The organism is Kitasatospora sp. NPDC093550 (assembly GCF_044764985.1).
Classification (GTDB): Bacteria; Actinomycetota; Actinomycetes; order Streptomycetales; family Streptomycetaceae; genus Kitasatospora.
Genome location: NZ_JBIWJF010000061.1, coordinates 1 through 12,955 on the forward strand (window position 1 = coordinate 1; position 12,955 = coordinate 12,955).

General features: G+C 71.4%; 17 protein-coding genes. 5 read left to right on the forward strand and 12 right to left on the reverse strand.

Annotated features, from left to right (window positions below):
* On the forward strand, positions 1-330 hold a 330-nt coding region (locus ACIRD3_RS40015; protein WP_402226981.1), incomplete at its 5' end, for a hypothetical protein.
* A gap of 132 nt (positions 331-462) precedes the next feature.
* Here the strand turns inward: ACIRD3_RS40015 and ACIRD3_RS40020 are convergent.
* The 10 genes from ACIRD3_RS40020 to ACIRD3_RS40065 form a co-directional block, all read right to left on the reverse strand.
* Positions 463-3,294, reverse strand: coding sequence for a hypothetical protein (locus ACIRD3_RS40020; RefSeq protein ID WP_402226983.1), 2,832 nt, complete (start codon positions 3,292-3,294; stop codon positions 463-465).
* Between the two features lie 138 nt (positions 3,295-3,432).
* Entirely contained in the window at positions 3,433-3,864 is a 432-nt protein-coding gene (locus ACIRD3_RS40025; protein ID WP_402226986.1) for a hypothetical protein, read from the reverse strand.
* 2 nt (positions 3,865-3,866) lie between these two features.
* On the reverse strand, positions 3,867-4,079 hold the full coding sequence (locus tag ACIRD3_RS40030; RefSeq protein ID WP_402226988.1) for a hypothetical protein: 213 nt from the start codon (positions 4,077-4,079) through the stop codon (positions 3,867-3,869).
* Positions 4,079-4,318: a hypothetical protein gene (locus ACIRD3_RS40035; RefSeq protein WP_402226990.1), complete on the reverse strand. Its 240-nt coding sequence runs from the start codon at positions 4,316-4,318 to the stop codon at positions 4,079-4,081. Before ACIRD3_RS40035 ends, ACIRD3_RS40030 begins: the two co-directional genes overlap by 1 nt.
* 59 nt (positions 4,319-4,377) lie before the next feature.
* On the reverse strand, positions 4,378-4,788 hold the full coding sequence (locus ACIRD3_RS40040) for a DUF3307 domain-containing protein (protein ID WP_402226993.1): 411 nt from the start codon (positions 4,786-4,788) through the stop codon (positions 4,378-4,380).
* A gap of 62 nt (positions 4,789-4,850) precedes the next feature.
* On the reverse strand, positions 4,851-5,096 hold the full coding sequence (locus ACIRD3_RS40045; RefSeq protein ID WP_402226995.1) for a hypothetical protein: 246 nt from the start codon (positions 5,094-5,096) through the stop codon (positions 4,851-4,853).
* Positions 5,097-5,098: 2 nt separating this feature from the next.
* Positions 5,099-6,100 carry a protein spdB gene (locus ACIRD3_RS40050; protein ID WP_402226998.1) on the reverse strand — a complete coding sequence of 334 codons (1,002 nt, stop codon included), beginning with the start codon at positions 6,098-6,100 and terminating at the stop codon, positions 5,099-5,101.
* A complete protein-coding gene (locus ACIRD3_RS40055; protein ID WP_402227001.1) occupies positions 6,100-6,297 on the reverse strand; it encodes a hypothetical protein in 198 nt (65 codons plus the stop codon). The genes ACIRD3_RS40050 and ACIRD3_RS40055 overlap by 1 nt, the downstream gene beginning before the upstream one ends.
* A gap of 5 nt (positions 6,298-6,302) precedes the next feature.
* Positions 6,303-6,797: an RNA polymerase sigma factor gene (locus tag ACIRD3_RS40060; RefSeq protein WP_402227004.1), complete on the reverse strand. Its 495-nt coding sequence runs from the start codon at positions 6,795-6,797 to the stop codon at positions 6,303-6,305.
* Positions 6,794-6,943 (reverse strand): hypothetical protein, encoded by a 150-nt coding sequence (locus tag ACIRD3_RS40065; RefSeq protein WP_402227007.1) that lies wholly within the window; start codon positions 6,941-6,943, stop codon positions 6,794-6,796. The genes ACIRD3_RS40060 and ACIRD3_RS40065 overlap by 4 nt, the downstream gene beginning before the upstream one ends.
* A gap of 171 nt (positions 6,944-7,114) precedes the next feature.
* Here ACIRD3_RS40065 and ACIRD3_RS40070 point away from each other — a divergent pair, with 171 nt between their 5' ends.
* From ACIRD3_RS40070 to ACIRD3_RS40085, 4 genes are all read left to right on the forward strand, one after another.
* On the forward strand, positions 7,115-7,408 hold the full coding sequence (locus ACIRD3_RS40070) for a hypothetical protein (RefSeq protein ID WP_402227009.1): 294 nt from the start codon (positions 7,115-7,117) through the stop codon (positions 7,406-7,408).
* Entirely contained in the window at positions 7,405-7,644 is a 240-nt protein-coding gene (locus tag ACIRD3_RS40075; protein WP_402227012.1) for a pRL2-19, read from the forward strand. Before ACIRD3_RS40070 ends, ACIRD3_RS40075 begins: the two co-directional genes overlap by 4 nt.
* A 219-nt stretch (positions 7,645-7,863) precedes the next feature.
* A complete protein-coding gene (locus ACIRD3_RS40080) occupies positions 7,864-11,301 on the forward strand; it encodes a DUF927 domain-containing protein (RefSeq protein WP_402227014.1) in 3,438 nt (1,145 codons plus the stop codon).
* Positions 11,301-11,999, forward strand: coding sequence for a hypothetical protein (locus ACIRD3_RS40085; protein WP_402227017.1), 699 nt, complete (start codon positions 11,301-11,303; stop codon positions 11,997-11,999). Before ACIRD3_RS40080 ends, ACIRD3_RS40085 begins: the two co-directional genes overlap by 1 nt.
* A gap of 68 nt (positions 12,000-12,067) precedes the next feature.
* On the opposite strand, the gene ACIRD3_RS40090 is transcribed toward ACIRD3_RS40085, so the two are convergent.
* Together ACIRD3_RS40090 and ACIRD3_RS40095 are read right to left on the reverse strand one after the other, a co-directional pair.
* On the reverse strand, positions 12,068-12,295 hold the full coding sequence (locus ACIRD3_RS40090) for a hypothetical protein (RefSeq protein WP_402227019.1): 228 nt from the start codon (positions 12,293-12,295) through the stop codon (positions 12,068-12,070).
* 352 nt (positions 12,296-12,647) lie between these two features.
* On the reverse strand, positions 12,648-12,955 hold a 308-nt coding region (locus ACIRD3_RS40095; RefSeq protein WP_402227022.1), incomplete at its 5' end, for a hypothetical protein.

The window sequence follows — 12,955 nt, forward strand, 5'->3', positions numbered from 1 at the left end:
GGCCGAGCCATTCTGGAATTCGGCGCAAAGCGCCTCATTGCCAAATTCAGAATTGCGCTTCGCGCAATTCTCCCGCCGTTCGTGACGCATTCCTCGACCCTTTCCAGGCTTTTTCAACAATTCTCCGCGCTTCGCGCTACGAGCCAAATTCAAGGCATTCTTGGCCAATTCTTCGCTGAATTTGAACCGATTTCACGAAGGAATTCAAGGCCGAATCTGAGGGTTTTTGCCAAGGAATTCAAGGCCGATTGTCCCCCGCATTGTCCCCCGTATTGCCCCGCCTTTTCTGCCGGTCGGGAAGGCGTCCCGGGATGCCCGTTGACGATGTGACGCGAAATTCGGGTAGCAGCGTGTATCACTTCGGGCTTGTCGGAAAACCCCGCCGAATTCGCTGTGCGGACCCCGGTCGGGGCACGAAAAAGCCCCCTCGAAATGAGGGGGCTTTTCGCCGGAATTCGCCTGCTATTCGGCCGGGACGGCAGCCGGAGAGAGTTCCCCGCGCCCCTCGTAATAGGCGTAGATTTCCGAGTAGGTGTATTTCGCCTTTCCCTTTTCGTCGGGAATTCCGGCGGGGAAGTCCTTTCGGCGGCGCTTGTGCGCGCTCATTGTGTTGGCGGGCTTGAGGATGCCGTTCTCCTCCAGGCGGCGGGAGATCTCGGCGAGGCTCAGCAGCTCCTCTGCGGGCTCGGCCGGCGCCTGGTCGGCCTGCCCGGCAACCTGGCCGTCGTGGCGGGCCAGGATGGCGCCCAGGGCGTCACGGAGGGCGTCACCGCCCCCGTCACCGGAGGTGTCATAGAGGCCGTCACCCTTGCTCAGTGTCACGCGCTGACCAGGCACGATGCCCGCCGGAAGGCCCAGAACCGGGGTTTCCGCGGTTCCGGCCGCAGGAGGTGACACGCGGCCCTGGAGCAGCTTCGGGATGCCCCTGGGCGAGTTGGCCGGCGGGGCGGTGTAGAGGCCGTCCGGCTCGTAGCCGTGGCGCTCACGCAGCTCCAGGTAGAGCTGGTGGTAGATGGCCTCCGAGGCTTCCTGAATGGTCTGTCCGGGCGGGGGCGTGAGGGCGTCCAGGGTGAACGGGACCTGATAGCGGACCGCTTTTCCTTCGGCCACCACGGCCATTCGTCCGGCGTGGTCCTTGTTCGGCGGCATGGGGACCGATCCGAAAATGCGCTTCCACTGCCGCTCTTCGTAGTTCCCGAGGGACTTGAGGCGGAACAACGGGACCAGGCTCATGCCACCGAATTCGTTGTCCTTGAAATCCTGGAAAACGGCGACGATGTGAATATTGGCGTCACGGCCGAGACGGAGAATCTTGCCGACCGACTCACGCCAAATCGGGTCGGCCGCCGATTCCTTGTCCTCTCCCGTCTTAATGCGGGTCTTGTCCCATACCTGCTTGAGGAGAACGGCGAGTTCGTTCGACTCCTCCAGAATCAGGTAGATCGGATCGAAGGCCGCACGGAGACCCTGTTCCTTCTCGTAGAACCGGGCGGTCGCTACCTCGGCCAGCCAGTCAATTACCCGGCGCATGTCCAGGCCGTTTTGGGGGTCGGTGTAGAGGTGCACGCCAGGAATTCCACGGAGCGGCTTGAGGCTGACCATCTTCGGGTCCACGCCGATGATGGTGCCACGCTTCATGAGCATCTGGACTGCCAGCCACTGGAGCTTGGCCGACTTGCCGCCACCGGTGCCCACGGAGAATGCCCAGTGCGCCAGCTCACCGGCCATCTTCCGGATAAGCGCCTCGTGGTTCTCCTCCAGGCCCAGGATGAATTCCTCGGGGCCGAGCTTGGCGAGTGCGGCGACGATGCGCGGGTCGTTGATGTCCACCGCGTCCGGCGGCTCCGGGGTCGGCTTCGGCGGGGGCCGGTGGGTCCACACCGCGTAGTGCGGGCCCTCCATGAGGTGCCAGCGGCTCACCCAGTCGCCGGGGATGCGGGAGTTCACCAGCGCGTCGAGGCCGGCGCGCTCGGCGTCGTGCCCGACGAACTCGGGTGGCAGCTCCAGGCGGATCTCGGCGGCGCGGTCGGCCACGGAGGCCGGGATGGTCAGCCAGTCCCAGAGCTGGTCCTTCTCGGGCAGGCGCAGGGTCGTCCGCACGGCGGCCCACAGCGACGGGCCCAGACGCGCTTCGTCGCCCACCAGGTCCCGGATCACGGGCGCGGGCTGGAGCGTCCACAGCGCGTGGTGGCCTCCGCCCATCAGGCGCCAGGTGCTCACCCACTCCCCCGGCAGCTTGCTGTTCACGACCTCGTCCAGGGCCGCGCGCTCGCGGTCGGTGCCGACGAAGGCCGGCGGAAGCTCCAGGCGGATCGGCGGGCCGTTCTCCACGAAGTCGTCCGGGACGGTCAGCCACTTCTCCCGGGGTTCCTCGTCGTCCAGGCGCAGGGCCACCTTCACGGCCAGCCACAGGGCCGGGCCGTACACCTCCTCGTCGGTGGGCGGCGGCGGGGACCAGTAGCCGAGCCCGTCCGGGCCCGTGGCGGCGAATCCGGCCGCGACGAGGGCGACGGCACCGGCACCGAGCTGCACTCCGCCGGGGTACGCGCTGTAGAGCAGCACGCCGCCGAGCGTGGCCAGGCGCAGGACGAGGACCCAGGAGTGGGCCCAGCGCGGGTAGGTCGCTGCGGAGCGCCACAGGGCCCGGGGGAGGACCCACAGGCCGCGCAGGGCCCGGCCGAGCCAGCGGGCGCCCACGGCGGCCCAGACGGCGCCCAGGGCGGCCCAGTCGGCCAGCGTGAGGAGAAGGGAGGGCACCTTGCCCGCCAGGGTCTCCAGGTAGTCCTGGAAACCGGCCAGCTTGGCGTCAAGGTCGAAGGGCGCCGGGGTCGGCCCGGCGATCGCCACGGAGGCCATGGCGGCCATGGCCTGGCGCTCGGCGACGGGGCGCGGGACGGGCTCGAAGAAGGTTCCGCCCGCCTCCTTCTTCCGGGCGTCAGCCGCGGCGGACAGCGGCCGGCCGGAGACGATCCGCCAGACGAACCGGCCCAGGGCGCCGAACGCCTTGCCGATCGCCTCGTCCCGCTCCTTGGCCTTCGCCTTCTCGCTGGCGCTCGGCTTGGGCATCTGGGTGAACGCCCAGCACAGGCCGCCGATCACCACGACGACGCCGAGCACGCCCAGGCCGGACTTCTCGCCGAGCCAGTGCAGGACGGTGCCGACCGTGTCGGCGATCGCCTTGCCCACGCCGTTGTCCGCCCCGTTGGCGGGCGTCGTAGGGCCGGGCGAGGGAGTTGCCTGAGCGAGGCTGGATACGGCGCTGTGGGCGTCTCTGGTGGCTGCCAGGATGGCCATGTGGTGCTCTCCTCTCCATTGCCTGGGGAGCCTGCTGCCGGGCGGGTCGTGACCCCCGCCCGGCGTCCCCTCGTTGATCAGAGATCAGCAGGTGATCTGTCAGTTTGCGCGCCACCTGCGACAGATGGCACGCCTGTTTCAGTCCGCCGAGTTGCGTTCGGTGATCTGCGGGGTCAGCCAGGCCAGGTACTCCTGGCGCACGTACGCCCGCCCGCCCCCGGCCGCGTCCCACTCCACCGAGTCCGGTCCGAACGGTCCGGCCGACTGCTCGGGGTGCGCCTGGTCGAAGTTCTGCAGGGCGCCGGCCGCCCGCGCGGCGGCGGTCAGATCGGCCTCGGACCGGGTCTGCCACCAGCGCCGGTCCGCGACGGCGGCGATCCTCAGCAGGCTCTCCCGGTACATGTCCCGGACGTCCTGGTCCTGCTCGATCTCGGCCCGGTCCTGGTCGTCCATCTGGGTCTCGTGGAACGCGGCGAACTCGTCGGCCTTGGCGCCCTCCGTCTCCAGGTCCGGCGCGTACTCGTACGCCTCGTTGGCGGACGGCGCGTTGAAGGCGGGGTAGAAGGCCATGGTCAGGCCACCTTTCGGATCTCGTAGGAGTGGCAGAGGGCCGATCCGGCGAACCAGCCGTCGAGCTTGACGGTCCACTTCCCGCCGGTCAGGTCGCTCGGGATCATCTGGTCGTCCCGCAGGTCGTCCAAGACCTTGCCCGTCTTGCCGACCGCCCAGGGGTCGGTCGCGCACTCCACGATCTCCACGCGGTCACCGGCACGGAACTCGGGCATCAGATCTTCTCCTCGGTGTCGAAGTGCGGGTAGAGCTGGCGGACCAGGCCGAGCACGTGGGCCGGGTCGGCTCCGAGAAGGCCGGCCTTCTTCATCGCGGTGTTGGCCTCCCAGGCCGCCGCGCTGAGCCGCTGCTCGGCGTCCGGGTCGGCCAGGGCGGCCGGGTCCTTGGCGACGGACAGCAGCGCCTGCTGGAGCCGGTAGTACGCCTGGACGCCCTCGCGGGTGACGTCGTCCATGGGGTTCCTCTCGTGGTCGCGGGGCGGGCCCGGGTGGGCCCGCCCCGGTAGCGGGTCGGTCAGGAAAGTCCGGCGATCAGCAGCGCGGCCGGGAGCACGCCGAGCGCCAGGTGCGCGCTCTGGTCTACATGGGCGGCCCCGCCGTGCTCGGCGAATCCCTGCTGGCGGGCCCAGACCATCCAGCGGGCGACGGGCCACCGGCGGTCGATCGCGGCGTGGCTGACGCCCAGCCAGAGCGGGGCGACGACGGCCGCGGCCGGGCTCAGGTGGAAGCCGAGCACGAACTCGCCGAGCATCAGCAGGACGAGGGACGTCACCACGTGGGTGCCAGCGTGCGCACCCAGGGCCCGCCAGCCGATCGGGCCGTGGCCGGCCTTGTGCTGGGCCTGGTGGTCCGTCTGAAACGGGTAGTCGCTCAGGTGGTGCGCGACGTAGAGCAGGGCGAAGACGGCGGCGAACAGGGCGGTCATCAGGTCTCCTCGGGGTGCGGGGCGGGCCCGGCGGGGCCCGCCCCGGGGTGGTCGTGCGGGGGCTAGAACCAGCTGTTCGCGCGGCGCTCGGCCTTGGCCTTCGCCTCCGCCTCGCGCTTCTCCTTCTCGGCCTTCTCGCGGGCCTCCTGCTCGGCCTGCTCGCGGGCGCACGCCTTGGCCTGGAGCCGCTCGACCTGGCCGTCGTACTTCGCGGGGTCGCCGCCCCGGGCGGCCGTGACGGCGGCCTTGGCGATGATCCAGGCGGACCCGAGGATCTCGCCGGTGGTGTAGTGCTTGGGCTCGGCCATGGTCAGTTCCCCCCGGTGAAGCCGAAGCCCACGGAGGGCTTGGCGCTGCTGGACTTGGCGTTGCGGATCTCCCGCTTGACGGTCGCCTCGCTCACCGGCCGTCCGGCCCGGGAGGTGACCCACGGGACCGCCGCTTTTGGGTCGGTGACCCCCTGCGCGACCGCTTCCCGGGCGAGGGAGGCGATGGACGGCGCCTTGCCCTGCTCGGGCACCCGCTGGTCCTCCGGGCGGAGACCGGCGGTCTGGGCACGGGCACTGACCTGCTGCGGAGCGGCCTCCGAGCGGACCCCCGCCCCGTCCCCGGCGGGGGCCGGGCGCAGGGCGGCGACCGGCGTCCACATCGGCAGCTCCCACAGCGGGGCGGCCGGGGCGGCCACCTCCTCCAGGGCGCGGCCGTGCTCCTGCCCGGTCGTGTCCAGGCCCGACCAGGCGTTGGAGAGGCGAGCCGCGGACTTCGCCTGGGCCTTGGCCACCCGGGCGCCGGCCTCCGAGAGCGCGGTCATCCGGACGACCTCCACGGAGGTCCGGGCGTTGAGGGAGGCGCGGGCCTTCGCGGCGTTGTCGCGGGAGTCCTGGAGTACCTGGGCGATCTCGGCGAGGGCCCGGGGACTGATCTCGGTCCGCTCCCACAGGGAGTGGAGCCACCACAAGGACTTGGCTCCGACCGGCAGCCAGGCCACGGCCAGCCAGGCCGCCGTGCCGGACGGCGCGGTGAGCGCGTGGGTCACCAGCATCCCGGTAGCCACCAGGCCGAAGGCCCAGCCCACCAGGGTCACGCGGACGTCGTGGTCGCCCTGGCGGGCCAACCGGCGCTCGTACGCCTGGGCGCACAGCCACGCGGCGTCGAAGGCCAGGCCGATCACGATCGCCAGGAAGACCGGCATCACGCTGCCGAGCCACAGGGCGACCACGGCCACCGTGAGGACGGCCGACAGGACGGTGGAGACGATGGCCGGGGCGGCGAGCCAGGCCCGGCGGGTGCGCTGGCGGATCGAGGCGGACATCACTCCGCACCTCCGAAGGTCATCAGTCGGTACAGGGCGGAGTAGATGAGCCAGCCGGACAGGACGCCGACCGGCAGGGAGACGGCGGGACGGGGCACGTTCCACAGGCCGTGGGCGACGTCGGCGAGGACGCCACCGGCCGCGAAGCCGAGCCCGACGGAGACCAGGGCGAGCAGCCAGTTCAGAGCGCGACGCATCCCGATCACCCGGCCAGCGCGAGGAGCGTGCGGCGGGCGGCCTGCTTGCGCTTCCAGATCGCGGTCTCCGAGCGGCCGAGCCGCCGGGCGATCCGCCCGTCGCTCAGCCCCTGGGCCTTGAGCCGGATCACCACGGCCTGGGCGGAGGTGAGCAGGGCCAGGACCATGCCCTCGCTCTCGTCGGCCGGGGCAGCGGTCGGCAGGGCCCGCGCGGTGACGGCGTCGGACCAGTCGGCCGGCGCCTCGTCGGCGCGGCGGGGCCGGTAGTGGTCCACGGCGGCCCGGACGACGATCGCCCGCAGCCAGCCGTAGGCCCGGGAGTCGTCGGCGCGGAGCTGGTGGAGCGAAGCCGCGGCGCGGAGCCAGGCTTCGGAGACGACGTCCTCAGCGGTGGCGTGGTCGCGGGTCCGCGTCCCGGCGAAGGCGACCAGCCGGGCGTTGTACAGGCGGAACAGGGAGTCGAGGCGGGCGGCGGCCTCCGGCGCGAGGGTGGCGGTCACTGGGCACCGCCCTGGGGCCAGATGACGCTGTAGCCGGAGCCGCGCTCCAGGACGACGGGCTCGGGGGCCGGGGCGGGCGTCGGCTCGGGCGCCGGCGCCGGGGCGGGGGTGGGCACGGACGTGCCCTGACCCTGGGTACGATCCATCACGGATCGCCCTCCTTCTGTGTGTGCAGAAGCGGGTGTTCAAGGCCCTGAGCAGGTGTTTGCCGCACCGGCTCGGGGCCGCTCCCGTTTGGGAACGGCTCCACCATGACACAGAAGTTTCGCCGCGCACAAGTGTGTTGCGCGGCGAGCCGAGAAGGTATGATCCGGAGCATGGAGATTCCGGAGGTAGCCCAGGCCGCCGCACTGGCGGACCTGGCGACGCTCGGCCATGACAGGGCCGAACTACTGAGGCAGGCAGACGAACTGCTCACGAAGATCCGGCCCGCCGCTGTCCGGGCCGTCCAGGCCGGGGCCGGCCGGAACCGCGTGCGCGAGCTGGCCGGGGTCAGCACCACGCTGTTCTACGGCTGGCTGGAGGATGCGGGGATCGAGATCCGTCCCCAGGCGCCCGCGAAGAAGCAGGCCGCGAAGAAGACCACCGCCAGGAAGCGGGCCACGTCATGAGCCGCCTGCCCGAGCCCGCCGACATGTCGCACGCCATGCTGATCGGCCTGCTGATGCATCTGGGTGGCAGCTACGACATGCCAGCCGACGCACTGTCAGTCGATGCGCTCGGCACCCCGGACGGCACATTCCACGCCGTTGAGCTGGGAGTTCTTGAGGACGGCCAGGTCCGCCTGTCCGTCGTCCCCCGGCCGCCCGGCGACGACGCCGGGCTCACGATCCGTGGCGGGGAGTAACCTCACCCCCACGAACCACGCTTAGCCCCAGAAACGACTCACCCGCCCCCGGACCCTCTCTGGCGTCGAAACCAGGTGAGGGGTCGAAATCCGGAAAGGCGGGTGCTCACTAGTCGGTGTCGAGTGTAGGGGACTGGTGTCCCCGACACACCACGGCACCGGCGGGAAGGCTTGTTCTTGCCCACCCCCAAGTCACCCACCGTGCCCAAACAGGGCACCGTGACCAGCATCAGGCCGGGCGTTTCGACCGCCGGACTCCTCCCGATCGCGGGCATGAAGAGCGGCTGGTTCTTCGACCCCGCCACCCGCCAGATCCTCCACCAGGCGAAGGCCGGCGCCGAGCTGCTGCCGGTCGGCGACGTCCCCCCGGTCCGCGGCCGGGTCACCTACCGCATGTCCGACCGCTCCCACACCCGGATCGGGTTCCTGCTGGAGAGCAAGGAGGGCAGGCGCCGGATCGCCACCACCTCCGAGATCCACGACGGCAGCTACGCGGACAAGATCGGCGAACCACGCCCGGTCGGCCCCGACCAGCGCCAGGCGTTCGCCCAGGTCATGTCCGAGGAGGTGAAGACCGCGCCCGAGCTGGCGGGCATCGCGGTGAAGACCGAGAACGGCACGCTCGTGCTGCCGGACCCCGACGCGCAGGAGTACGGCTACCTGCGGCTCGGCGACCCCGACGAGAAGGGGGCGCGGGCGGCCTGGGACACGGTGCTCCGGTCGGCCATGGCCTCCGAGCGCACCACCCTCGTGATCGGCGCGGTGTTCGCCGGGCCGCTGGTCTCCTCCCTGCCCGGGGTGCACGCGCACGTGCTGAACCACCTGGGCAGCCCGCAGCAGGGCAAGTCCCTCGTCCAGATCGTCCAGGCGTGCCTGCTGGGCGACCCGAGCGACGCGGGGATGCTGTTCAAAGAGCTGTCCAGCACGGCGAACGCGCTGCCCGAACTCCTGCTGCTGGTCCGGTACCTGCCGATGATCCGCGAGGAGATCTCCTCCGGCGGCCTGACCCTGGCCCAGATCCGGGCCCTCGTCTCGCGCATCATCGGCGGCGGCCGGCGCGACCGCATCAGCGTCGAAGGCGCCGTGCGGTTCCAGGTCGGCGCGTGGAAGTCCGTGCTGTCCACCTCGTCGAACGAGTCGCTGTTCCACCCCGGCCAGCCGGAGTCCTGGGCGTCCCGGGTCATCGAGGTGCACGCGCCGTTCTTCGCCTCCGGGGCCGACGCGCAGCAGGCCGCCGAGCTGGCCACCCAGTTCCACGGCTGGCCGCTGCACTGGGCGAACGCCACCGGCCAGTTCTCCGGCGAGAAGATCGCCGAGTGGCGGGCGCTTCACCTCCAGATCACCCAGCGGCTCAGCGGCGCGGACGGCGGCGTGGCGCTGACGCTGGCCCGGACCGTGGCCGCGTGGTGCGTCGGCGCGCACCTGCTCGGCGTGGTGCTGGGGATCCCCGAGCTGGGCGAGCGTGCCTTCGAGGACGCCCGCGCCGAGCTGCCGCGCATCGTGGACGCGGCCGTGGAGAACAACCAGCCGCCCGGGGCGGTGCTCTGGGAGAAGCTGGCCGGTCTCATCGGCACCGAGCCGCTGTGCTGGCCGGACTACCGCCAGCTCGGCCCGAAGACCGGCGGTGACGACGAGCTGCCGATCCGGACCCTGCTGGGCTACTGGTACGACGGGAAGCAGGGGCTCGAAGTCCACGTCCTCAAGACGACGATGGACACGCTGGCCAAGCAGGCCGGGATCGACACGACCACGCCGGGGCTGACCGAGATGCGCAAGCTCGGCATCCTGCGCTCCACCCAGGGCGCCACGAAGTTCACGTCCAAGCCGCCGGGTGAGCACCTGCGCAAGCAGGTCCCGGGCATGGTCTACATCCTCAACGTGGACAAGGCGCGGGCCCTGTACAACGAGGCCGCCGAAGCCACCGTGCTGCCGCCCGTGGAGCCCCCGGCGGAGGACTCGCCGATCGCCCGCGCCGAGCTGGCCGCCGCGAACGGCCCGGCGGCCGGGACGGCGTTCACCGCGCCCGCGCTGCCGGTGGTGCCCGCCCAGGCCGCTGCCGACCCCGTGGCGGCCGTGGTCCCGCCCCGGCCCGAGCTGCCCCCGCGCATCGTGTTCCCGGCCCCGGAGCGGGCCGTTGTGGACGGCCGGTGGGACACCCTGGAGAAGGCCGGCGGCCGGACCGCCGACGCGGCGGCGCTCGGCGTGCTCGGCGCGGACGGGCTCCACCTGCCCAACTGCGCGCCGGTCGCGGTGGAGCTGCCGGAGTCAGTGGACCAGGTGGTCCCGCTCATGGACGCCTACGGGCTCAAGACGCTCTACCTGCACGCCACGGCGCTGCGGGCGCTCGGCCTGCCCGGCTACGACCGCCGCAAGCCCGGCGGCCGGACGGCCCCGGCGGTCCACCCCTGGGCGACCCCGAGCGAGGGCGGGCCGGTGCTGCGGGTCGTCCAGGGCGGCCTGGTCCCGTGGATGACGCTGGAGACCGGCGACGGGCGCCGGCTGAACCTGGCGATCCCGGAGTACGAGGACCGGATGGACAAGGGCGTCCGGCACGGCTTCTCGGGCCCGACCGAAGCCGCGGTGCTGCTGGACGCGCTGATGGTCTACCTGCTGTCCACGCTGCACGGGACGGCCGGGAAGCCGAAGGTCGTGCCGTACTACATGAGCCCGAACAAGACCGGCGAGGACTACGCGGGCGGCCTGTACCGGGACGACGTGACCAGCCAGGCCGTGCGGCGGGGCGAGGTGAAGCCGCTCGGGCTGAACCTGCCGTCCGTGCTCAAGCTGAACTGGGACCGCCAGCCGAGCGCGGCCGAGCGCGACGCGAAGTGGCTGCACCAGTTCGACAAGAGCGCGGCCTGGCTGGCGGCCTGGGGGAACACGCCGCTCGGGATCGGCGAGCCGGAGCACTACCTGGCCGAGCGCGACGGCGCGCTGCCGGAGATCCCCCGGGACACCCCGGGCCTGTGGCGGGTCTCCAACCCGCCGGGGCCGGGCATCCCGGGCCTGCCGGACTTCCGGTTCGAGCCCGCCGACGAGGGCGGGTTCTGGGTGCGCTCCACGCCCGCGCTCAAGGTCGTCTGGGACGTCTACCCGGACTGGGTGCCGGACGTCCTGGAGGCGTACTACTGGCCGGAGAAGAAGCGGGCCCTGCACGGCGCCTACGAGCTGCTGTCCCGGGGGCGGGTGCGCATCCTCGCCGACCTGGAGGCCGGGCGGCCGGGCGCGGAGTGGGCCCTCGCGGTCAACGGCTCGGTCTACAAGTCGTTCCGCGGCTACCTGGAGCGCAAGAAGCCCAAGCGCGACCACGTCACCGGCGAGATCTACGAGCGGGACATCTACTGGCGTCCGGACTGGGCCTGGGCCCTGATGGACGCCGCGCTCGCCGCGACGTTCTACAACGTGCGGAAGTTCGCGGACGAGGACGGGATGTTCCCGCTGACCGTGTACGTGGACGCGGTCACGTACGCCTCCGACGAGGCGGACCCGCTGGCCGCCCGCCCGACGTCGATGAAGCTCGGGCGCACCGGTGGCGGGTGGAAGCCGGAGGGCTCGGCGCCGATGGCCGAGCTGCTGCCGCTGATCGACGGGGACCAGGACCAGCCCGGCCTGGACGCCCGCAACGCGCTGCGCGAGTACCTGCGGGGTGAGCGCTGATGGCGAAGTGGTGGCCCTTCGGGCGCAAGGACAAGGGCGAGCAGCCCGAGCCGACTCCCCCGGCCGAGCCGACCCCGGCCGCCCCGGAGGCGCCGGAGCCGGTGGCGGAGACCGCCCCGGAGACCCCGGCGGCGGAGGCCGGGGCGGCGGCCCCGAAGAAGGCCGGCCTTTTCGGTCGGCTCTTCGGCCGGGGCCGGAAGAAGGAGGCGGCGGAGGCCGGGGAGGAGGCTCCGGCGGAGGCTCCGCCCGCTCCCCCCGCCCCTCCGGCGGAGGCTCCGCCCGCTCCCCCCGCCCCTCCGGCGGAGCCCCCCGCGCCACCCGCCGGGGCCCCCGGAGAGCCCGGAGGGGAAGAGCCCGCCCCTGGTCCGGCCGGGGGCGGAGAAGGCGGAGGAGAGGGCGGAGAAGGCGGAGAAGGAGGCGGAGAGGCCGCCGAAGAGGAGGAGGAGCGGGAGTACCCGTCCGAGCTCCACGTGGAGATGGACGGGGACTGGCAGATCAGCTCCACCCTGTGGAACGGCGTGATCTCCGCGACGCTCCACGGCGGCGCGGTGAAGCGCTTCGTGGACGCCATGGACGGAGGGGACCTGGACAGCGCCGTGCACCTGGTGTGCGCCCGCTGGAGCCGCAACGTGGACGACCAGCTCGACGTCCGCGCGAGCGTCTTCGACATGCGGTACGACGAGAGCGTGCACGACTGACCAGCAGCGCAGGGAGGGCCCGCCACCGGCCGGTGGCGGGCCCTCTCGCGTTCCGGCCGAAGGCCGGCCTACTCGTCGCCGTTGATCGCGTCGAAAAGGGCCCGGCCGTACGGCTCCGTCTCCGGGTTCTCCATCCAGCGCTGGGCCAGGGCGACGACCCGCGCGCTCTCCTCGCGCAGCTCCTCGATCTCCGGCCGCCGCTCGGGGAAGGGCGACTGCCACGGCTCGGCCGCGGCTCGATCCAGCCAGGCCCGCAGCTCCGAGCGACCCGTTCCGTCATCCGTCTGAGTGGTCATGCCGTGCCCAACGGCCGGCGCCCCGGGGAGGTAGCGGCCACGCCGGACCGACCCGAATCTCACGCTGAGTGAGGGTGGCAGGCTGCCACCCGGGGCCCCCGAGAGCTGCCACCCTGGGTGGCAGGAGGGTGGCAGGGTGGCAGGGGTGGCAGGGGGTGGCAGAGCCCAAAACGCTGTGACCTGCGGAAACGTCCTGCCACCCTCCTGCCACCCCCCGAAAACCTGCCACCCCTGCCACCCTGCCACCCGGGACCTGCCACCCCGAGGGTGGCAGGTTTTTAGGGGCTCTGACCTGCGGAAATGCGAAACCTGCCACCCCTGCCACCCCTGCCACCCTCGATTTCGGCGTTCTCTAGGAAACGGGGGTGTAGCACCATTGTGCTAGCACCCCCAATATGGTGACGGAGAGTAACCAAAATCGAGCGGCTGCCAAAAAAAGGAAATTGCCAAATTCCGCCGAATTTCCGGAAAATCGCCGAGGGTGAAATTCAAGCGGAATTCTTCCGAATTCCGAGCGGGCTCGAAAATCTTTATCGGTGCATTCCGTCAAGGCAACGAGAATTCCGCTTCGCTCCATTCTCGCCCGCGATTGCTTCGCAATCCAAAAAGAAATTGAAAGCCGGTTCTGGCGCTTTGCGCCAGAATAAGAAAGGCTCGGCC